Origin of the sequence: Nocardioides marmorisolisilvae (assembly GCF_031656915.1) — a bacterium.
GTDB lineage: Bacteria > Actinomycetota > Actinomycetes > Propionibacteriales > Nocardioidaceae > Marmoricola > Marmoricola terrisoli.
The window spans coordinates 2,655,577-2,676,147 of sequence record NZ_CP134227.1 but is presented as its reverse complement, the minus strand read 5'-3'; the positions used below and the strand labels follow the sequence as shown (position 1 = coordinate 2,676,147).

At 70.7% G+C, this 20,571-nt stretch carries 18 protein-coding genes, 2 tRNA genes and 1 other RNA gene; 11 read left to right on the top strand and 10 right to left on the bottom strand.

The window, feature by feature from the left end; all coding sequences use genetic code 11:
• Window positions 1-10: 10 nt before the first annotated feature.
• Window positions 11-1,234, top strand: coding sequence for a tyrosine-type recombinase/integrase (locus Q9R13_RS12810; protein WP_310961563.1), 1,224 nt, complete (start codon window positions 11-13; stop codon window positions 1,232-1,234).
• A 75-nt stretch (window positions 1,235-1,309) separates the two neighbouring features.
• Here the strand turns inward: Q9R13_RS12810 and Q9R13_RS12805 are convergent.
• Window positions 1,310-1,397, bottom strand: a tRNA-Ser gene (locus Q9R13_RS12805).
• Between the two features lie 60 nt (window positions 1,398-1,457).
• Between Q9R13_RS12805 and ffs the strand changes: the two genes are divergently transcribed.
• From ffs to Q9R13_RS12765, 8 genes are all read left to right on the top strand, one after another.
• Window positions 1,458-1,548, top strand: an RNA gene (ffs, locus tag Q9R13_RS12800) — signal recognition particle sRNA small type.
• Window positions 1,549-1,594: 46 nt separating this feature from the next.
• Window positions 1,595-2,563, top strand: coding sequence for a glycoside hydrolase family 25 domain-containing protein (locus tag Q9R13_RS12795; RefSeq protein ID WP_310961562.1), 969 nt, complete (start codon window positions 1,595-1,597; stop codon window positions 2,561-2,563).
• A 41-nt stretch (window positions 2,564-2,604) separates the two neighbouring features.
• Window positions 2,605-4,827: a DNA polymerase III subunit gamma and tau gene (locus Q9R13_RS12790; RefSeq protein ID WP_310961561.1), complete on the top strand. Its 2,223-nt coding sequence runs from the start codon at window positions 2,605-2,607 to the stop codon at window positions 4,825-4,827.
• A 24-nt stretch (window positions 4,828-4,851) separates the two neighbouring features.
• On the top strand, window positions 4,852-5,208 hold the full coding sequence (locus Q9R13_RS12785; RefSeq protein ID WP_310961560.1) for a YbaB/EbfC family nucleoid-associated protein: 357 nt from the start codon (window positions 4,852-4,854) through the stop codon (window positions 5,206-5,208).
• A complete protein-coding gene (gene recR / locus Q9R13_RS12780) occupies window positions 5,201-5,800 on the top strand; it encodes a recombination mediator RecR (protein ID WP_310961559.1) in 600 nt (199 codons plus the stop codon). Before Q9R13_RS12785 ends, recR begins: the two co-directional genes overlap by 8 nt.
• A gap of 3 nt (window positions 5,801-5,803) precedes the next feature.
• Complete coding sequence (locus Q9R13_RS12775; protein ID WP_310961558.1) at window positions 5,804-6,385, top strand: DUF5063 domain-containing protein; 582 nt, start codon at window positions 5,804-5,806, stop codon at window positions 6,383-6,385.
• A gap of 62 nt (window positions 6,386-6,447) precedes the next feature.
• Window positions 6,448-7,737, top strand: a complete 1,290-nt coding sequence (locus Q9R13_RS12770; protein ID WP_310961557.1) for an aspartate kinase — start codon at window positions 6,448-6,450, stop codon at window positions 7,735-7,737.
• Window positions 7,738-7,742: 5 nt separating this feature from the next.
• Window positions 7,743-8,768, top strand: coding sequence for an aspartate-semialdehyde dehydrogenase (locus Q9R13_RS12765; protein WP_310961556.1), 1,026 nt, complete (start codon window positions 7,743-7,745; stop codon window positions 8,766-8,768).
• 9 nt (window positions 8,769-8,777) lie between these two features.
• Here Q9R13_RS12765 and Q9R13_RS12760 read toward each other — a convergent pair whose 3' ends face one another.
• From Q9R13_RS12760 to Q9R13_RS12750, 3 genes are all read right to left on the bottom strand, one after another.
• Entirely contained in the window at window positions 8,778-9,167 is a 390-nt protein-coding gene (locus Q9R13_RS12760; protein ID WP_310961555.1) for a hypothetical protein, read from the bottom strand.
• Between the two features lie 1,001 nt (window positions 9,168-10,168).
• Window positions 10,169-10,245, bottom strand: a tRNA-Pro gene (locus Q9R13_RS12755).
• Between the two features lie 177 nt (window positions 10,246-10,422).
• Window positions 10,423-11,355 carry a metallophosphoesterase gene (locus tag Q9R13_RS12750; RefSeq protein ID WP_310961554.1) on the bottom strand — a complete coding sequence of 311 codons (933 nt, stop codon included), beginning with the start codon at window positions 11,353-11,355 and terminating at the stop codon, window positions 10,423-10,425.
• Window positions 11,356-11,372: 17 nt separating this feature from the next.
• Between Q9R13_RS12750 and Q9R13_RS12745 the strand changes: the two genes are divergently transcribed.
• Window positions 11,373-11,843 (top strand): GatB/YqeY domain-containing protein, encoded by a 471-nt coding sequence (locus Q9R13_RS12745; RefSeq protein WP_310961553.1) that lies wholly within the window; start codon window positions 11,373-11,375, stop codon window positions 11,841-11,843.
• Window positions 11,844-11,894: 51 nt separating this feature from the next.
• On the opposite strand, the gene Q9R13_RS12740 is transcribed toward Q9R13_RS12745, so the two are convergent.
• The gene (locus tag Q9R13_RS12740) at window positions 11,895-14,279 is read right to left on the bottom strand and encodes a transglycosylase domain-containing protein (protein ID WP_310961552.1); all 2,385 of its coding nucleotides are present in this window, start codon (window positions 14,277-14,279) and stop codon (window positions 11,895-11,897) included.
• A gap of 187 nt (window positions 14,280-14,466) precedes the next feature.
• Between Q9R13_RS12740 and Q9R13_RS12735 the strand changes: the two genes are divergently transcribed.
• Window positions 14,467-14,778 (top strand): WhiB family transcriptional regulator, encoded by a 312-nt coding sequence (locus Q9R13_RS12735; RefSeq protein WP_310961551.1) that lies wholly within the window; start codon window positions 14,467-14,469, stop codon window positions 14,776-14,778.
• A 9-nt stretch (window positions 14,779-14,787) separates the two neighbouring features.
• Here Q9R13_RS12735 and Q9R13_RS12730 read toward each other — a convergent pair whose 3' ends face one another.
• From Q9R13_RS12730 to Q9R13_RS12710, 5 genes are all read right to left on the bottom strand, one after another.
• On the bottom strand, window positions 14,788-15,957 hold the full coding sequence (locus Q9R13_RS12730; protein WP_310965086.1) for an ArsA family ATPase: 1,170 nt from the start codon (window positions 15,955-15,957) through the stop codon (window positions 14,788-14,790).
• A gap of 47 nt (window positions 15,958-16,004) precedes the next feature.
• A complete protein-coding gene (locus Q9R13_RS12725; RefSeq protein WP_310961550.1) occupies window positions 16,005-16,994 on the bottom strand; it encodes an ArsA-related P-loop ATPase in 990 nt (329 codons plus the stop codon).
• A 74-nt stretch (window positions 16,995-17,068) separates the two neighbouring features.
• Window positions 17,069-19,054: an acetoacetate--CoA ligase gene (locus Q9R13_RS12720; protein ID WP_310961549.1), complete on the bottom strand. Its 1,986-nt coding sequence runs from the start codon at window positions 19,052-19,054 to the stop codon at window positions 17,069-17,071.
• A gap of 66 nt (window positions 19,055-19,120) precedes the next feature.
• The gene (locus Q9R13_RS12715) at window positions 19,121-19,690 is read right to left on the bottom strand and encodes an NADPH-dependent FMN reductase (RefSeq protein WP_310961548.1); all 570 of its coding nucleotides are present in this window, start codon (window positions 19,688-19,690) and stop codon (window positions 19,121-19,123) included.
• A gap of 40 nt (window positions 19,691-19,730) precedes the next feature.
• Window positions 19,731-20,552, bottom strand: a complete 822-nt coding sequence (locus Q9R13_RS12710; RefSeq protein WP_310961547.1) for an alpha/beta hydrolase family protein — start codon at window positions 20,550-20,552, stop codon at window positions 19,731-19,733.
• Window positions 20,553-20,571 lie beyond the last annotated feature (19 nt).

Below are 20,571 nucleotides of genomic sequence, written 5' to 3'. Positions count from 1 at the left end.
GGAGCGGGCCATGAGCAGAAACCCCAACCGCACGTCGTCGGTGTACCAAGGGGCCGACGGCTACTGGCACGGCCGTGTGACGGTCGGCGTGAAGGACGACGGGCGTTCTGACCGTCGCCACGTGATGAGCAAGTCGAAGGCCACCGTTGTTCGCAAGGTGCGCGACCTGGAGAAGCTCCGTGACTCCGGACGGGTCCCACGGATCGGCGAGAAGTGGACCTTCGGCAAGTGGCTCGGACACTGGCTGGAGACGATTGCCCGACCGGGACTCCGAGAGTCGAGTTACAACGCGTACAGGATCGCTGTGTACAAGCACCTGATCCCCACGCTCGGCAACCATCGCCTAGACCGCTTGGAGCCCGAGCACCTCGAACGGCTCTACCGGCGCATGATCGACAACGGTGCCCGTCCGGCAACCGCTCACCAGGTCCATCGCACGGCCCGTTCGGCAATTGGTGAAGCCAACAGGCGGGGTCACGTCGTGCGCAATGTGGCTGCCCTTGCCCGGCCGCCTCGGGTGCAGAGTGAGCCGGTCGAGCCCTACACGATCGACGAGGTGCAAAGGATCCTCGCGGCCGCCTCCGAGCGGCGGAACTCGGCCCGGTGGGCGATCGCGTTGGCGCTGGGAATCCGTCAGGGCGAGGCGCTGGCCCTGCGCTGGCAGGATGTCGACCTCGACACCAGCACCTTGCGGATCCGGGCGACGAGGCTTAGGCCTGTCTACGAACACGGCTGCGGCGGCACGTGTGGGAAGAAGCCGGGCTTCTGTCCGCAACGCAAGCAGCGGAACGCCGAACTCGGTGAGACCAAGTCGGCGGCCGGCAAACGGGTGATCGGTCTGCCCGACGAGTTGGTCGCGATGCTGAAGCTCCACCAGGAGGAGCAGGACCGCGAACGGCGTACGGCGGGCCAGCTGTGGCGAGACGGCGACTGGGTGTTCGCCTCGCCAACTGGAACGCCGCTGAACCCGAATTCGGACTATCACGAGTGGAAGGCGCTGTTGAGGACGGCAGAGGTACGCGAGGGCCGGCTGCACGATGCCAGACACACGGCAGCCACGGTGCTGCTGGTGCTCGGTGTTCCCGAGCGGACCGTCATGTCTGTCATGGGTTGGTCGAGCACGGCGATGGCCGCCCGATATCAGCACGTCACGGACCCGATTCGCCGCGATGTCGCTCGCCAGGTCGGGAGTCTCCTCTGGGCCACCGATGACGACCCGTCGAGCACCAACTGAGACTGAAACTGAGACTACGAGGGCACCAGTCGATGCGCGGTGGGTACACCAGATCAACGTTTGCGCTGGTCAGCGTGGCGGAGGATGCGGGATTCGAACCCGCGAGGGCGTTAACCCAACCCGCTTTCCAAGCGAGCGCCATAGGCCACTAGGCGAATCCTCCGCGGGAGAGGTTACCTGCCCCGATTGGCCCCGGCGAAATCGGTTGCCTACACTTCGCAGCAACCCCCCGTGCGGCGGTACCTCACTGAACTCCCCCAGGGCCGGAAGGCAGCAAGGGCAGGTGGGCTCTTCCGGGTGCGCGGGGGGCCTTCGCCTTCCCGGGCACCTATCATCCGAATCGTGTGGGGGAGAGCGGTGGTGGGTCCGGTTCAGCTGCTCGTGGTCGTCCTCGGCGCCGCTCTTCTCGCCGGCTGCGGACAGGCGCCACCGGCCGGCACGAGCGCAACCGCGGGGCTGACTGCGAAGGCGCCCGACCCAACCCGCTCCGCCTCGGGTCGCGGCCCCGCCGTGCCCGCGAGCCCAGCGGGTTCAGCCTCACCCGCGCTGCCCGATGCATCCGGCCTGGCCCGTCGCGCGGAGGCCGCGGCGAGGGCCAGCTCCTCCGGCCCGAGGGTGCTCGGCGCCGACGTCAGCTGGCCGCAGTGCCCGAAGGGCATGGGCATTCCACAGAAGCGATCCAAGGGCCTGCCGATGCCCGGGAGGGCGGCGCGCTTCGTCGTGATCGGACTGACCAACAGCCCCTCCTTCACGGTGAACCCCTGTCTTCGGTCGCAGGTCGACTGGGTGCGCACCAGGCACCTGCGCGCCTCGGCGTACTCCGTGGTGAGCTACCCCGACGACCGTACGGCGAGCGCACTCGGGACACGCGGACCGTTCCCCGCCGACGACCGTCTCGGCCGACTGCGCAACGTCGGCTACCGAGCCGCCGCCTTCAACGTTGCCTCGATGCGTCGAGCCGGCCTGCTCAGCCCGGCGGTCTGGATCGACGTCGAGTCCGTCCCCGGCTTCCCGTGGAGCAACGACACCACCGCCAACGCGGCCGTGGTCCAGGGCGCTGCCCGGGGGTACGACGACGCCGGGCTGATGGTCGGTGTCTACTCCACACCCGCGCTGTGGCGCTCCGTGGTCGGCGACCTGCGGCTCGGCGTACCGGAATGGCGTGCCGCGGGGCAGACCTCCATGGCCGAGGCGCTGCGGCGGTGTCGGCCCGACTGGTCCATCCAGGGCGGTACGGCGGTCCTCGGTCAGTGGGTCGAGGGCACCTCGGACCGCGACGTCACCTGTCCGGGCGCGCCGGCATCGGGCCGGTGGTTCCACCAGTACTGACGCGCCCCGCGCCTGTCGGGACAGACAGTTAGGCTCGCGGCGTGGAGTCCAACCTCGCCCTGTATCGCCGCTACCGGCCTGAGACGTTCGCGGAGGTCATCGGGCAGGACCATGTCACGGAGCCGCTGCGACAGGCGTTGGCCAACAACCGGGTCAACCACGCCTACCTCTTCTCCGGACCCCGAGGCTGCGGGAAGACGACGAGTGCCCGGATCCTGGCGCGGGCGCTGAACTGCGAGAAGGCGCCGGTCGCGGACCCCTGCGGCGAGTGCCGCTCCTGCCGCGACCTGGCCCGAGGCGGGCCGGGCTCCATCGACGTCATCGAGATCGACGCGGCGAGCCACGGCGGTGTCGACGACGCCCGTGACCTACGGGAGCGCGCGTTCTTCGCGCCGGTGTCGAGCCGCTACAAGGTCTACATCATCGACGAGGCCCACATGGTCAGCTCGCAGGGCTTCAACGCCCTGCTGAAGCTCGTCGAGGAGCCTCCGGAGCACCTGAAGTTCATCTTCGCCACCACGGAGCCGGAGAAGGTCATCGCGACCATCCGGTCGCGGACGCACCACTACCCCTTCCGGCTGATCCCGCCCCGGCTGCTCTCGGACTACCTGGCCGAGCTGTGCGCCCGCGAGGGCGTGCCGATCGACCAGGCCGCGCTCCCGCTCGTGGTCCGCGCCGGTGCCGGGTCGGCCCGCGACTCGCTGTCGGTGCTCGACCAGCTGCTCGGTGGCGCCGGCCCCGACGGGGTCACCTACGAGGTGGCCACCCGGCTCCTCGGCTACACCCCGGACAACCTGCTCGACGAGGTGGTCGACGGCTTCGCCGCGGCCGACGGGGGCACCGTCTTCCGGGTGGTCGACAAGGTGATCGAGACCGGGCAGGACCCGCGGCGCTTCACCGAGGACGTGCTGCGTCGGCTGCGCGACCTGGTCATCGTGGCGGCAGTTCCAGACGCACCGGCCACCGGCCTGATCGACGTGCCCGAGGACTCCGCCGAGCGGCTGGTCGCCCAGGCAGCGAGGTTCGGCAAGGCCGATCTGGTGCGTGCAGCCGACACGGTGGCGGCTGGACTCACCGAGATGCGTGGCGCGACCACCCCACGGCTGCTGCTCGAGCTGATCTGCGCCCGGGTGCTGCTCCCTGCCGCCGACCTCGACGCGATAGGCCTCGCCGCCCGGATGGACCGGCTTGAGCGTCGCATCGGTGTGGCCGGCGGGTCCGGCGGCGCGGCTGTCGAGGGGGCACCGGTCGGTCCGGCGCCCGGCGCCACGTCGGTTCACGGCGGGCCGTCCGCTGCACCGCCGGGTCGGGACACCGAGCCGCCGCCGGTCCCTCCAGCCCCCTCGGCAGACGCCGGCCGTGGTAGCGCCGCGTCCGTGCCCCCACCGGCGCCCTCCGCTGCGCCCACGTCCGCAGGAGCCGATACGGGGTCCGAGCGGTCGCCCGGTCAGGATGAGCAGCTGCCCGCCGCAGCGGATCAGCCCAGGGCGGTTGCCGCGACCGCACCCCCACCGGCGAGCGAGCGAGCGCCCGCTCCGTCCCGACCCGCGGCGGGCGAGCAGGCGGCAGGCGGTGCCCTCGGCCTGGCCGACGTACGCCGGATCTGGCCGGATCTGCTGGAGAAGGTCAAGCAGAAGAGACGGTTCACCTGGATCCTGCTCAGCCAGAACGCCCAGGTGCTCGGGCTCGACGGCGACGTGCTGACGATCGGGCTGAAGAGCGCAGGGGCCAGGGAGTCGTTCCTCGGCGGAGGCAGTGATGAGGTGCTGCGGCAGGCGGCGGTGGAGGTGATCGGCGCCGACTGGACGGTCGAGGCGATCGTCGACCCGTCCGCCGACCCGAGCTCTCACGAGGGCGTCCAGGTGACCCGTCCGGCGGTTGCGGCGCAGCCGCCCGCGCAGCAGGGCCGACCCGTCCAGCAGCCGACCCAGGAGCCGACCGGACCTCCCGACTCACCGGCCCAAGCATCCGCTGCGCGGCCCGACAGCCCCCCTGAGTGGGCCACCTCGACCAGTGCAGGTGCGTCCTCTTCCGGACCAGTGCCCCACAGTCCCGCCAGCCCTGCCATGGCCGCCAAGGCGGCCGTGACCCCGCGCGGCACGGCTCGCCCCGACCAGGCGTCCGCCGGGCGTGCGGCTGCCGATCCCGATGCTGCCGCCGACCCCGACGACCCCGATGTCGAGGACAATGGCCTCGACGGGCAGAGCCTCCTCGAGCGTGAGCTCGGGGCGACGGTGATCGAAGAGATCAGCCACGACCAGTGACCCCCAAAACGGAAAGTGGACGCCATGACACAGAACCCCTTCGGTGAGGGCGGCTTCGATCTCGGAGCGATGCTGGAGCAGGCCCAGCAGATGCAGCAGCAGCTCCTCGACGCCCAGGCCCAGCTCGGGTCGCGGACCGTCACGGGCAGCTCGGGCGGCGTGACCGTCACCCTGACCGGCACGGGCGAGCTGACGAACGTTGAGTTCGCGCCCGGCAGTGTGCCCGGCGACGAGGACTCCCTGACTGACCTCGGCGACCTCGTCGTGGCCGCGTTCCGGGACGCCAAGGGCAAGGCCGACGCGATGGCCAGCGACACGCTCGGCCCGCTGACCGGTGGCCTGGGCGGTCCGGGCGGTGCGCTGGGCGGTCCCGTTGTATGAGGGAGTCGTCCAGGACCTGATCGACGAGCTCGGTCGGCTCCCCGGGATCGGACCCAAGGGCGCCCAGCGGATCGCCTTCCACCTGCTCGCGGCCGACAGCGCCGACGTACGCCGGCTCGCCGAGGTGCTGGTGGAGGTCAAGCAGAAGGCACGGTTCTGTGCGGTGTGCGGCAACGTCTCCGAGGAGGAGCAGTGTCGGATCTGTCGTGACCCGCGGCGGGACCCCAGCCAGATCTGCGTCGTCGAGGAGTCCAAGGACGTCCAGGCGATCGAGCGCACCAAGGAGTTCCGGGGCCGCTACCACGTCCTGGGCGGCGCCATCTCGCCGCTCGAGGGCATCGGTCCAGAGCAGCTCCGGATCCGCGAACTCATCCAACGGCTGGAGAACGGCGAGGTCACCGAGATCATCCTCGCGATGGATCCGAACATCGAAGGCGACGCCACTGCGGCGTATCTCACCCGGATGTTGCGGCCGATGGGCTTGCGCGTGACGAGACTAGCCAGTGGACTACCCGTAGGCGGGGACCTCGAGTACGCCGACGAGGTCACCCTTGGGAGGGCATTCGCGGGAAGGCGGAACGCCGGTGAGTGAGCGATGACGGAGCAGGGCCTGCCGGCCCCGGACCTTGACGACTTCGCACAACAGATCGCGGACGCGATCGAGTCCTTCCTGCTCGCCGTGCAGGCCATCTCGCAGGAGGAGGACGCCGGCACCGCCGTACCCCTGCTGCTGTTGGAGGTCAGCCAGGTCCTGCTGGCCGGTGCCCGGCTGGGGGCGCAGACCGACTTCCGACCCGAGCAGGAGTACCAGCCTGATGTCGGGCCGGACCCCGATCTCGACGCGATGCGGCTCCGGCTCGCCGAGACCCTCGGCACGGTCGACACCTACAGCCACAACTTCGAGCCCTACGACCCCGAGACCTTCCCCGCGCAGCTCTCCGACGACCTGGCCAGCATCGCCGCCGACCTGGCCAACGGGCTGCGGCACTTCCGGACAGGCAACGTCGTCGAGGCGCTGTGGTGGTGGCAGTTCTCCTACCTCGCCTCCTGGGGCACCAACGCCTGCGGCGTGGTGAGCGCGCTGCACTCGATCGTGGCGCACGACCGCCTCGACACCGAGTTCGTCGGCGAGGACGATCAGATCGAGGCCGCGGAGGCGGCTTTGGACAGCGAGTAGGTCCTTTCCTCGCCGCCGGTAGGATCGTGGCGGTAAGTCAGCCGATCTCCAGGGGTTCTGTCGTGGGCATTGTCGTGCAGAAGTACGGCGGTTCCTCACTCGCCGACGCCGCCGCGGTGAAGCGCGTCGCCCGTCGCATCGTCGAGGCAAAGCGCGCCGGCAGCGACGTCGTCGTCGCGGTCTCCGCGATGGGCGACAGCACCGACGAGCTCCTCGACCTCGCCGCCGAGGTCAGCCCGCTTCCGCCGGCACGCGAGCTCGACATGCTGCTCACCGCAGGTGAGCGGATCTCGATGGCGCTGGTCGCGATGGCGATCTCCGACCTCGGCTTCACCGCTCGATCCTTCACCGGTTCGCAGGCCGGCGTGATCACCGACTCGGTGCACGGGAAGGCCAAGATCATCGACGTCACCCCGGGGCGGATCCGCACGGCGCTGGACGACGGCCACATCGTGATCGTCGCTGGGTTCCAGGGCGTCAGTCAGGACACCAAGGAGATCACCACGCTTGGCCGGGGTGGCACCGACACGACGGCCGTGGCGCTTGCCGCAGCGCTCGACGCCGACGTCTGCGAGATCTACACCGACGTCGACGGCGTCTTCACCGCCGACCCCCGGATCGTCCCCACCGCCCGCAAGCTCGATCGGGTCACCTACGAGGAGATGCTCGAGCTGGCGGCGTGCGGAGCCAAGATCCTGCACCTGCGCTGCGTCGAGTACGCCCGCAACTACGACATCCCGATCCATGTCCGCTCGTCGTTCAGCCAGCTCGACGGCACCGTGGTGAGCGGGAGCATCAACGACGAGTCCGATCGTGCCGAGGAGGCAGGAATGGAAGCACCGATCATCGCCGGGGTCGCCCACGACCGCAGCGAGGCCAAGATCACCGTGGTCGGTGTGCCGGACAAGGTCGGCGAGGCCGCCCGGATCTTCGACGCGCTGGCCCAGGCGCAGATCAACCTGGACATGATCGTGCAGAACGTCTCGGCGGCGGCCACCAACCTCACCGACATCTCCTTCACCCTGCCGGTCACCGACGGCCAGGTGGCGATGCAGGCCCTCCAGGAGCTCAAGGACGAGGTCGGCTACGAGTCCCTGCTCTACGACGACCGGATCGGCAAGGTGTCGCTGATCGGGGCCGGGATGCGCTCCCACCCGGGCGTCACCGCGAAGTTCTTCAACTGCCTTGCCGCGGCCGGGGTCAACATCGAGATGATCTCCACCTCCGAGATCCGGATCTCCGTGGTCGTCGACGAGTCGCAGGTCGACGGCGCCGTGGCGGCGACGCACACCGCGTTCGACCTCGACGCCACCGATGTCGAGGCCGTCGTGTACGGCGGGACAGGACGCTAGCTGTGGTGAGCATCGGAGTGGTCGGCGCGACCGGCCAAGTAGGCGTGGCAATGCGCCAGATCCTGCTCGAGCGCAGCTTCCCCGCGGACGAGATCCGCTTCTTCGCCTCGGCTCGCTCCGCCGGCACGGTGTTGTCGTACGGCGACCGGGAGGTCACCGTCGAGGATGCCGCGACGGCCGATCCCGCGGGGCTCGACATCGCACTCTTCTCGGCCGGCGCCAGCACGTCCCGTGCCCAGGCGCCGCGTTTCGCTGCGGCAGGCGTGACGGTCGTGGACAACTCGTCGGCGTTCCGGATGGACCCTGACGTGCCGCTGGTGGTCAGCGAGGTCAACCCGGAGGCGCTGGCCGACATCGGCAAGGGCATCGTGGCGAACCCCAACTGCACCACGATGGCGGCTATGCCGGTGCTCAAGCCGTTGCACGACGCCGCCGGCCTGGTCCGGCTGATCGCGTCGACCTACCAGGCGGTGTCGGGCTCCGGCGTCGCCGGCGTGGAGGAGCTCGCCTCCCAGGTCGCGGCAGCCGGTGACAAGGCCCGAGAGCTGGCCTACGACGGCAGCGCGATCGCCTTCCCGGACCCGGTCAAGTACGAACGCACGATCGCCTACGACGTGGTGCCCTTCGCCGGCTCCCTCGTGGACGACGGGATGAACGAGACCGACGAGGAGAAGAAGCTGCGCAACGAGTCGCGCAAGATCCTCGGCCTTCCCGACCTGCTGGTCTCGGGCATCTGCGTGCGGGTGCCCGTGTTCACCGGCCATTCGCTCGCGCTCAATGCCGAGTTCGGCGCCGAGATGACTCCCGAGCGGGCCCGCGAGATCCTCGCCGACGCTCCCGGTGTCGAGCTCGCGGAGATCCCGACACCCCTGCAGGCTGCCGGCCGCGACCCGTCGTACGTCGGGCGGATCCGGCAGGATCCCGGCGTACCCGGCAACCGCGGGCTGGCGTTGTTCGTCAGCAACGACAACCTGCGCAAGGGCGCCGCGCTCAACACCGTGCAGATCGCCGAGTTGCTCGCTGCTCGCTGACTCGCCGGCTCAGCCGTCGGACTCCTCGACGAAGGTGGCAGTGACCCACCAGGACAGTAGGAACGCGGCAGCGGTCAGCAACGGGATCACCAGCACCATCCAGACCGAGCCGATGCTGTCGAGGAAGAACAGCATCGCGATCACGGCGACGACGCCAACGCCGAGGAAGCTGGTGCTCAGCGGCTCCTCGATCTGCCACCCGCGCAGCAGGAACGCGCCGACCAGCACCTCGATGCCGAGGATGGCGATCAGGGCGAACAGGCCGAAGCCGCCGCAGGTACCGACACCGCGAACCGCCTCGCAGCCCTGGGCGGCGAGCCAGGCCAGCAGCACCGTCAGGAGTCCGCAGATGACCCCGGTAATGGGGGCGGCGATGCGGCCTGACAGCGCTGGCAGCACGATCGGCTCCCGGGGCTCCCGGGGTGGCTTCGGTGCCTTTGCTGTCTTGGGGGGTTTGGGTGTCTTTGCTGCCTTGGGCGGTTTGGCTGCCTTGGGTGGCTTGGGCGCCGTGCCGGGCTTCGCGGATCCGCCGGGCACGGCTGCATCCGGCACCTGGGCGGGTGCGGCCCCGGTCGGTCGAGCGATCTCGACCGGGATGGGGGCTGCTGCCTCGGTGGGCGGCGCCGGGGCCTCGGGGTCGGGGACCGGGGACGCGGCGGGGGGTGTCGGCTCAGGCGCGGGCACCGCTTGGCGCCGCCGCGGGGGCGAGGCGGCCTTCTTGACAGGCGGAGGCGGGGGCGCGGCAGTCGCCTTCTGCGGCGCAGGCGCTGCCTTCTTCGCGGGCGGAGGCGGGGGCGGAGCGGCCGGTGCACTCTCGTGGGAAGCTGCGGTCCTCAGCGCGGGTGGCGGAGGGGGTGCCCCTTCCTTGGCTGCGGGTGTGTCCGCGTTGGCCGCGGGCGGAACGGAGACCTTCGCGGCCGGTGGCGGCGGGGGTGCCGCACTTCGGGCCGGCGAGGGCGGCGCAGGGGCGGGCCGCGCCGTGGGTGGTGCGGGCACCGTCCGTGCTTCCTCGGTGGTTGCCTGGTGGGCCGGCGCCCCTGGTGACGGCGCCGTCGAAGGCGCCGAAGCCTCTGCGGATGCGTCCTGAGCGGCCTTGTCCCTCTTCTTCCTGCGCCGCAACCCGAGGCTCAGGGACGGCAACTCGAGGTTCGGCTCGTCCCCGGACTTCTCGGGTCCCTCGTTCCCGGTTGCGTCGGCCATGGCGGAAGTCTGCCACGACGGTGGGACCCAGCCGCGGGTCCACCCGCGGGTGCCGACACCGGTGATCAGCTCGCGGCTGCACGCGGGCCGCTCGTCGCCCACGCTCGGACCGGCGTCGTGTGCTCTGCCGGCCGGAACGAGATGCACCCGGACCCACGTCTCCGTGGGTCCGGGTGTCTCCGATGTCCTGAGACATCACATGGTCGGGCTGACAGGATTTGAACCTGCGGCCTCTTCGTCCCGAACGAAGCGCGCTACCAAACTGCGCCACAGCCCGAAGGCGAGTCAGATGCTACCGGAGCCGATGCGGTGCGCCGAATCGGGCCGTCGGCCCGCAGCCGGTCCGCCCGGTCGCGCCCCGCATGGGCGACCACTCGGCGCGCAATTTGGGACCACTCGCGGGGACGGACGGGGGGTGGGGAGGGGGAGGGGGAGGGCGAGCGGGGTGGGGAGGTCAGCGGGAAAGGCGGGGGAGGAGGGTGAGCAGGGTGGCCTCGGGGCGGCAGCAGAGGCGCACCGGGGCATACGGCGAGGTCCCCGCTCCGGCGGACACGTGCAGCCAGTTGCTGCCCGCGTCATCGGGCTGTGAGTCGGCCGGGTGCCGATGCAGCCCCTTGGCGCGGGCGGTGTCGAGGTCGCAGTTGGTGACCAGCGCCCCCTTGATCGGCAGGCAGACCTGGCCGCCGTGGGTGTGCCCGGCGAGCGTCAGGTCGTAGCCGTCGGCGGCGAACTGGTCCAGCACCCGCAGGTACGGCGCGTGCGTGACCCCGATCCGCAGATCGACGTCGCCGGGTGACGGTCCGGCGACCGCGCCGAGGTCGTCGTAACCCAGATGGGGGTCGTCGACGCCCGCGAACGCGATCGTGGTGTCGCCGACCGTCAGACGCCCCCGGGTGTTGCTCAGGTCCAGCCAGCCGGCTCGGGTGAACGCCGAGCGGAGGGTGCCGACCGGGAGGCGCGGTGAGGCGGTGTTGCGGTGACCGTCGTCGGGCAGCAGGTAGCGGACCGGGTTGCGCAGGCTCGGCGCAAAGTAGTCGTTCGACCCCAACACGAAGACACCCGGTGTCTCCAGCAGCGGTCCGAAGGCGGACAGCAGCCGGGGGATCACCCGCGGGTGGGCGAGGTTGTCACCCGTGTCGACGACGAGGTCCGGCTCGAGCGCGGCCAGCGACCGCAGCCAGCGCTGCTTGCGCTCCTGACCGGGGGTCATGTGCAGGTCGCTGACGTGCAGGACCTTCAGCGGACGCTGGCCGGGGGGCAGCACCGGGACGTCGACCCGGCGCAGCGCGAACGCACGCACCTCGTAGCCGGCCGACCAGGCTAGGGCCGCGGCGCCGCCCAGCGCCCCGATCGCGACGGTGCGCTGGAAAAACCGGGAGGGCCGCATCCCCCAAGGCTGCCACAATGGGTCAGGTGAGCGAGATCAAGGACAAGCTGCGGGCAGATCTGACCACCGCGATGAAGGCCCGCGACCAGGTACGGTCGGGGACGTTGCGGATGGTGCTGTCGGCGATCACCAACGCCGAGGTCGCCGGAAAGCAGGCCGTCGTGCTCGACGATGACGCCGTCCTGGGCGTGCTCACCTCCGAGGCCAAGAAGCGCCGTGAGGCCGCGACGGCCTTCGACGAGGGTGGTCGTGCCGAGATGGCCGACAAGGAGCGCGCGGAGCTCGCGGTGATCACCGAGTACCTCCCCGAGCAGCTCGATTCCGACCAGGTCGCCACGCTTGTCACCGAGACGATCGCCGACCTCGGGGTCGCCGACGACGGGATGAAGGCGATGGGCCGGGTGATGGGCGCGCTGCAGCCCAAGGTCAGGGGCCGTGCCGACGGGGGCGCGGTCGCTGCCGAGGTACGACGCCAGCTCGGGCAGTAGCTCGACAGCTGCCGGGCGCGCGCCGGGCGCAGGGACACCGGACCGCAGCGGTCAGTGGCCGTGACCGTGGCCACGGCCATGACCGTGGCCGGGCCCACCGCCGCCAGCGGGGGCTGCGCCGCCTCCGCCTCCACCAGGATGCGGAGCCGGCGCATGGTGGTGTGGTGTGGGCGGCGGTGGCGGCGCGGGGCCGCCGTGGCCCGTCGAGGTGTAGAGGTAGACCGTGCGGCCGTCGACGCCACGGCTGATGAATGCCACCGAACCGGCCGGGTAGTGCGAGTCGAGCTCGCCGGCCAGCTGCGGGTGGAAGCCGTCAGCCCGGATCGTCGACTCTGCCGAGGCCACCGACGAGCCGAGCACCTGCGGCAGCCCGGTCGTCGGCGGTGGGTTGCTGGGCCGCTCGAAGTTCTTGTACGGGATCCGATCCTGGATCGCCCGCATCGCCTCGGCCCACATCGGTCCGGCGACCGTGGAACCGTGGGCCGTGCTACGCACCAGACCGTTGAGCGAGACACCGTTGAGCGTGCTTGGGAAGCCCTGGCCGTTCACGCCGGCGACCACGGATGAGGCCGACACCTCGGGGGTGTAGCCGTTGAACCACACCGCCTTGTTGTCCTGGGACGTACCGGTCTTGCCTGCCGAGGGCTTGTCCAGCGCCAGGCCGACACCGAAGCCGCCGGGCAGCATCACGCCGCGCAGGATGTCGTTGATCCGGTCGGCGACCTCACGCGAGACGACCTGCTTGCAGTGCGTCGGATACTTCTTGAACACCTGGCCGGAGCTGTTGAGGATCTCGGTGACCGGCCGGGGCGAGCAGTACTTCCCGCGGGCGGGCATCGTTGCGTACGCCGCCGCCATCTCCAGCGGGTTCGCGTCGGCGACACCGAGCGTGAACGAGGGCACCTGGGCGTTGGACGGCAGCTGGACCCCCATCGCCTTGGCCAGCTTCACCGGCATGCACAGTCCGGTCTGCCGCTCCAGCTGGGCGAAGTAGGTGTTCACCGACTGCTGCATCCCGACGTACATGTCCATCGTGGTGTGGCTCAGTGTCGAGTTGTGCGGGTCCCAGGTGGCGACGTTGGGGTAGGGCCCCTTGCAGGTGCGGAACTCGTTCTGCGGGATGTGGGCCTGGTCCGGCGCGAAGAACCTCGTGGCGTGCGGGGCGAGTCCCTGGGTCAGGGCGGCCGACAGCACGAAGAGCTTGAACGTCGAGCCGGGCTGGAAGCCGGCGGCATCGCCGTACTTCTGGTCCACGACGTGGTTGAGGAAGGTCTCGCCCTTGGCCTTGCTCCGGCCCATCGGCTTGGACTGCGAGATGGCCAGGACGTCGCCGGAGCCCGGTTGCACCATCGCCAGCGCACCGACGGCATGGTCGGTGGGTCGGACCGCGTCGTGGGTGGCCCGCAGCGCGGCCCGCTCGAAAGGAAGCCGGAGCGTGGTCTTGATCGTCAGTCCGCCGCTGTTGAGCAGTTCCTTGCGGTCGTCGACGGTCTTGCCCAACGACGGGTCGTCGAGGAGGTACCGGCGCACGTAGTCGCAGAAGAAGGGGGCCTTCGAGCTCACACAGCCGTTCGGGGTCGGGCTGACCTTGAGCCCCAAGCCGCCGGCATCGATCTTGTCGGCCTTCTGCTGCGAGATGATCTTGAGTTGGGCGAGCCGATCCAGGACGACGTGGCGGCGCGCCTTCGCCCGGGCCGGGTACTCGGTCGGGGCGTACCCACTGGGGTTCTTCACCAGCCCGGCCAGCAGCGCGGACTGCTTGGCGTTGAGGTCCTTGGCATCCACGCTGAAGTAGTGCCGGGCCGCGGCCTGGATGCCGTAGGCGCCGTCACCGAAGTAGGCGATGTTGAGGTAGCGGTCGAGGATCCAGTCCTTGGAGTAGTTCTGCTCGAAGGCGATGGCGTGCCGCAGCTCGAGGATCTTGCGCTTGTAGGTGTCCGCGACCGCGGCCCGGCGCTCGGCGGGGGTCTGCGCCTGATTGAGGGCGGTCATCTTCGCCATCTGCTGGGTGATCGACGAACCGCCCTGCGTGCTGCCGTCTCCGGTCTGGTTGTTCAGGAACGCCCGCAGGGTGCCCTTGAGGTCCAGCGCGCCGTGCTGGTAGAAGCGGTAGTCCTCCACCCCGACGATGCTGCGCTGCATGATCTTGGAGACCTGGTCCAGCGGGACGTTCACCCTGTTCTGGTCGTAGAAGGTCGCGATCAGCCCGCCGTTCGAGCCCAGCACGCGGGTGCGCTGGGCCAGCGGCTCGGCCTTGAGGTCCTCGGGCAGGTTGCGCAGGGACGTGTCGATCTGGTGCGCGCCGTACCCGAGCGCCGAGACCAGCGGCACGGCCAGGCCCGCGGCCAGCACCCCCATCACCGCCGACACGGCGATCAGCACACCCAGGTGGGAGGCCACCGTGCCGAACGTGAGCGGTGGTCGTCGGGCTGCCATGGCGGACAGTCTAGGCGGGCCCGGCGACGCCTTCGGAGCACGGCGGAGTAGTCCGAAAGGACTACTCCGGGACCACCCGGCTGTGTCTGTTTCGGAACCGGCCATCTCGCATAGGTTTCTCATCGGGTTGGTCGCCGGACCAGTGAGGGGTCCGGAGGCGATATGGGGGACGTGGAGGTCCACACGCATGAGCTGGAACGAGGACTGGGCAAGCGCGGCGTTGTGCCAGAAGTCGGTGCCCGACGAGCTGTTCGTCCGGGGCGCGGAGCAGCACAAGGCCAAGGTCGTCTGCGCGGCCTGCCCGGTGCGCGGAGAATGCCTCGCCGAGGCGCTGGACAACCGCATCGAGTGGGGCGTCTGGGGCGGCCTGACCGAGCGGGAGCGTCGCGCCGTGCTGCGCAAGCGTCCTCAGGTGACCTCCTGGTCCGCGCTGCTGCGCACCGCCAAGGAGGAGCACGAGCGCGCTACCGGGTCCGGTAGCGAAGCCGTCCCCGCCTGACCTCGCCCCTTAGTCGGTCCCGGACAGCAGTCCGCCGATGACCCGCAGACCGTGCAGGTCGTGCACGTCGGTGGACAGTGCCGGCACGACAGCGGTCGCGACGTCGGGGTGCGAGGTGGCGAAGCGCTCACGCAGCCGGTGCTCCCGGGCAACCATCACCTTGCGGTCGGCGTGCAGCCGGAGCAGGCCCGCGGCCAGCGATCGGTCCTCGTCGTCGGCGTCGCCTGCTCCCGACCGCAGCCGCTCCGCCGCGGCCTCGGCCGCCGCCTCGGACAGCTCGGGTCCCGGATCGGTGGAGGCGCGGTTGAGCACCAGGCCGGCCAGTGGCATGTCCTCCGCGCTGAGTCGCTCGATGAAGTAGGCCGCCTCGCGCAGCGCGTCCGGCTCGGGTGCAGCCACCACCAGGAACGCCGTGCCCTTGGCCTGGAGCAGCTCGAAGGTGGCCTGTGCGCGTTGCCGGAACCCGCCGAAGAGGGTGTCGAAGGCCGAGACGAACGCCTGCATGTCACCGAGGACCTGTGCGCCGATGATCGTCGTGATCGCGCGGGTGACCAGCCCGAAGCCAGCGGTCATCAGCTTGGCGGGGCCCTTCGCCGGCGCCAGCAGCAGGCGCATGAACCGGCCGTCCAGGAAGCTCGACAGCCGCTCGGGGGCGTCCAGGAAGTCCAGTGCGTTCCGGGACGGAGGGGTGTCGACCACGATCAGGTCCCAGCGGCCGGACCTCTGGGCGTCCTTGTGCAGCTGGCCGAGCTTCTCCATCGCCATGTACTCCTGGGTGCCCGCGAACGAGCTGGAGACCGCGACGTAGAAGGGGTTCTCGAGGATCTGCCGGGCCTTCTCCGGGCTGGCCTGGCTCTCGACCACCTCATCGAAGGTGCGCTTCATGTCGAGCATCATCGCGTCGAGCGAGCCGCCCTCCCCGTCGTCCGAGACGCCCGGCACCGGCCGCGGGGTGTTGTCCAGCGCCTCGATGCCCATCGACTGCGCCAGCCGCCGGGCCGGGTCGATGGTGAGTACGACGACCTTGCGGCCACGCTCGGCCGCCCGCAGCGCGATCGCCGCAGACGTGGTGGTCTTGCCGACCCCGCCGGCTCCGCAGCACACGATGATCCGTCGTTCGGGGTCGTCGATGAGAGCGTCGAGGTCCAGCGGTGCGGCGGTGACGCCGGTGCTGACCATCGGGCCGACCCGGGCGCCACTGCGGCTGCTGGACCGCTGCGCCGCGCTCACGCCAGTCCGCCTTCGCAGAGGCCGGCGGCGAGGTCGTAGAGCCCGGCCAGGTCGGCGCCGCCCGGCAGCCGTGGCAGCTCGTAGGTCGGCACGTCGAGTGCATCGATCAGAGCGCGCTGGCTGTCCTCGAGCTCGCGCCGCTCGGCGTGGGCGCGACCCTCGTCGAGAAGCGTCCCCACCAGCGCCGTGTCGGCGTCCACGCCCACGCCGCGCAGGATGCTGGTCAATGTGTCGCCGTCGACGGTGCCGGCCACCAGGGACTTGCGCGCCTCCTCGTCGAGGTCCTGGGGCCGGATCATGTTCACCACCACACCTCCGACGGGGAGGTTCGCCGCGCGCAGCTCGGCGATGCCGTCCACGGTCTCCTGCACCGGCATCTCCTCGAGCACGGTGACCAGGTGCACCGCGGTCTGCTTGCTGCGCAGCAGCGTGGTGACGGTGTCGGCCTGGGACTTGATCGGCCCCATCCTGGCCAGCCCGGCGAGCTCGTTGTTGACGTTGAGGAACTGCGCGATCCGGCCGGTGGGCGGGGCATCGAGCACGATGGCGTCGTACGACCGCGCACCCTTGTTGCGCGAGTTGCGGCGCGCCGCCTCGTAGACCTTCCCGGTCAGCAGCACGTCGCGGACCCCCGGCGCAATCGTGGTGGCGAACTCGATGACCCCGAAGCGGTCGAGAGCCCTCCCGGCCCGCCCGAGGCGGTAGTACATCGCGAGGTACTCCAGCAGCGCGGACTCGGGGTCGATCGCGAGCGCGTACACGTCACCGTGCCCGTGCTCGCTGGCGCGAGCGACCAACCGCTCCTCGTAGGGCAGCGGCGGCACGTCGAACAGCTGGGCGATGCCCTGCCGGCCCTCCACCTCGCACAACAGCACCGTCCGGCCACGCGAGGCCAACGCCAGCGCGAGGCTGGCCGCCACCGTGGTCTTGCCGGTGCCGCCCTTGCCGGTGACGACGTGCAGCAGCACGTCCGGGAAGTCAGCCATGGGCGGAAGCCTATCGACGCCGGCGCTGGTCAACCCGGGTCACTTCTCGACAGCGGGACGGCAGGCGAGTCGGGTCAACCCAGCCGGGACCGGAACCCCTCAAGCTCCGCCAGACCCTCGGGGCTGGTGAGCGCGCCCCGGGCGACGGCCTCGTCGGTCGGCGTCCCCTGGAGGATCCGCTTGGCGGGCACCTCGATGCGCTTGCCCGAGAGGGTGTGCGGCAGCACGGACACAGCGTGGACGAGGTCGGGCACGTGCCGCGGGGACAACCGGGTGCGCAGCTCGGTCGCGATGGTTCGGCGCAGGCCGTCGTCCAGATCGACGCCCGGGGCGAGTTGGACGAACAGCACCAGGGTGCCGGCGCCGCCCTCGTCGTCCTCCAGGTGGACCACCAGGCTGTCGACGACCTCGGGCAGCGCCTCGACGACCGTGTAGAACTCCGCGGTGCCGAGTCGGACACCGCCGCGGTTGAGGGTCGCGTCGCTGCGCCCGGTGATCGTGCAGCTGCCGCGGTCGGTGATGGTGATCCAGTCGCCGTGCCGCCACACGCCGGGGATGGCCTCGAAGTACGCCGCCCGGTAGCGCGACCCGTCCGCGTCGCCCCAGAAGCCCACGGGCATCGACGGCATCGGCCGCTCGATCACCAGCTCACCGAGTCGGCCCACCACGGATTGCCTCTGCTCGTCGTACGCCGCGACGGCCGCGCCCAGGCAGCGGCAGGCGATCTCGCCGGACCACACCGGAAGGGTTCTCGCCGACCCGACGAATCCGGAGCACACGTCGGTGCCGCCGGACAGCGAACCGAGCTGCAGGGCGGTGTCGCCGGGTCCGGCGACCGTGTCGTAGACCCAGCGGAAGCCCTCCGCGGGCAGAGGGGCCCCGGTCGAGCCGATGCCGCGAAGGCGCGACAGGTCGGCGATCTCGCGCGGCACGATCCCGTCCTTGCGGCACTGCAGCAGGAACGGTGCGCTGGTGCCGAAGTAGGTCACACCGGTCTCGGCGGCCATGCGCCACAGCATCCCGGTGTCGGCGCCGTGCTTCGCGGACCAGGCCGGGTTGCCGTCGAACAGGACGATCGTGGCGCCGACCCCGAGGCCGGAGACGAGGTAGTTCCACATCATCCAGCCGGTGGTGGAGAACCAGAAGAACGTGTCCTCCGGGCCGAGATCGGTCTGCAGCGCCAGTGACTTCAGGTGCTCGACGGTGATCCCCCCGTGGCCGTGCACGATCGGCTTGGGGAGTCCTGTGGTGCCGGAGGAGAAGAGGACGTAGAGCGGGTGGGCGAACGGCACCCGCGCGAACTCCAGCGGTCCGCGCTCGGCGGTGAGGTCCGCCCAGGTGATCGCGCCGTCGGGGGCGGCGGCATCGGGGTCCAGGTAGGGCAGCCAGACCAGCGTCTCGACGCTGGGCAGCGACCGACGCAGCATGTCGACCTCCGAGCGCCGGTCGATCGGCTTGGCGCCGTACTGGTATCCGTCGACGGCGACGACGACCTTCGGCTCGATCTGCTGCCAGCGGTCGGTGACGCTCTGGGTGCCGAACTCGGGGGCGCAGGAACTGAACACCGCGCCGAGGCTGGCCGTGGCGAGCAGCAGCGCCAGCGTCTCGGGGATGTTCGGCGTGTACGCCGCGACGCGGTCGCCCTCGCCCACGCCGGCTCGGAGGAGCCCGGCTCGCACCCGGCCCACCAGGTCGCGCAGCGCAGCGGCCGTGAGGCGGACCTCGTCACGTCCCTGGGAACGCGCCACCACGACGAGGTCGTCCTCGGCCCGGCCCGGCATCCGCAGCATCGCCTCGGCGTAGTTGAGCCGGAGCCCGGGGAACCAGACCGCGCCCGGCATCGAGTCGTCGGCCAGCGCCGGGGCGGGGTCGCCGTCGGCGGGAAGGTCGAACCAGCGCCATACCGCGAGCCAGAACGCGTCGAGGTCGGTCGTCGACCAGCGCCACAGCGCCTCGTAGTCGTCGAAGCGCGGACCCCCGTTGTCGGCGAGCCAGTCTTGGAAGCTCGTCAGCCGGCAGTGCTGGTCGGCAGGGGGGCGCCAGAGGACATCGGGGACCATGACCGACAAGTTACAAGCACTGTCGCGCCGGCCGACGGCGCGTCCGCGATCGCCCGCCGGGCGGCGCTATGCGGTCTCGCGCAGCGGCCGGAGGGCGCGCTCCTGGCGGACCAGCTCGTCCAGCATCACCTTCGCGGCGCCGGTCATCGTGTCGTTCGGCTGGAGCCGACCCTCGTCGTCGATGAATTGGGCGACGAACGGGATGGCCACGGCCTCGACCAGCGCGGGCATCTTCAGGGTGGTGACCACCTGCTTGGTCATCTGCACGCCGCGCGTGCCCGCCGAGACGCCGCCGTACGAGACGAAGGCGGCCGGCTTGTGGGCCCACTCGTGCGAGAGGTAGTCCAGCGCGTTCTTCAGTACCGCCGGGGTCCCGAAGTTGTACTCGGGGGTGACGAAGACGAAGGCGTCGGCGGCGGCGATGCGGTCGCTCCAGTCCTTGGTGTGCTGGTGGGTGTACTGCCGCAGCCGCGGGTGGTGGGGCTCGTCGAGGAACGGCAGGTCGACCTCTGCCAGGTCGACCAGGTCGACCTCGAATCCGCCGTGCTCCTCGGCGGCGACGACGAACCACTCCGCGACCGGGAGGGCCACCCGGCCCGGGCGGGTGCTGGCAACGATCACGGCAAGGCGACTCATGGTGTTCTCCAACTGCTCGACTGCTGAAGTTGTTCCCTGTTCAACTACCTTTGAGTCCCTCCAGCAGTGTGGGGTACGTCGCACCTGCGGGGTCGATCAGCTCGTAGTGGCCCACCTGGGGCTGGACGAGCCGGATCCAGGGGTGGGCGGTGACCAGGTCTCGGCTCAGCCCGAGCGGGACCGCGTCGTCGAGGCTGCCGTGGATCACCGTGACCGCGCAGTCCGGTCGCCGTGCCAGCCGGATCATCGGGTCGGCGGGGTCGTAGTCCACCTCGTCGGGAGGGCCGCCCATGAACCGCTGGGTCGCGTCGTCGCCGAGGTGCCGTGCGGCTGCCGCCCGGAGGTCGCTGACGGGTGCGAGAGCCACGACGTGGCCGATCCGTGGGTGCGGGCGGGGCGGCGCATGTCCAGCGTGAACCGGCTCGCTCGCGAGCCACAGTGCCAGGTGTCCGCCGGCAGAGTGCCCGACCACGTCCACCGGGCCGAGCTGCACCCCGAGGGTGCCCAGCAGGTCGGGCAGCGCCGCCAGGGCGTCACCCACGTCCTCGCAGGTCGTGGGCCAGCCGCCGCCCCCGCCCACCCGCCGGTACTCCGGGGTCGCGACCACGTGGCCCTCGTCGGCCAGGGCCCGCGCGAGGTTTCGGGTGTGGGTGCGGTCCCACTCCTGCTTCCAGAACCCCCCGTGCAGCAGCATCACCACCTTGTCCCGCCGCCGAGACGTCCCATCTGGCGCGCCGAGGCGTCCCATCTGGTGCGCCGAGACGTCACGAGTGGTGGTCGCCCGAGGGAGGTGTACGTCGAGCACCCCGTCCGCGTGGTCGGCGTACCGCAGCACGTGGTCGGGCAGCCGCGGATCGGTCACGCCGGCACCGTAGCGGGTG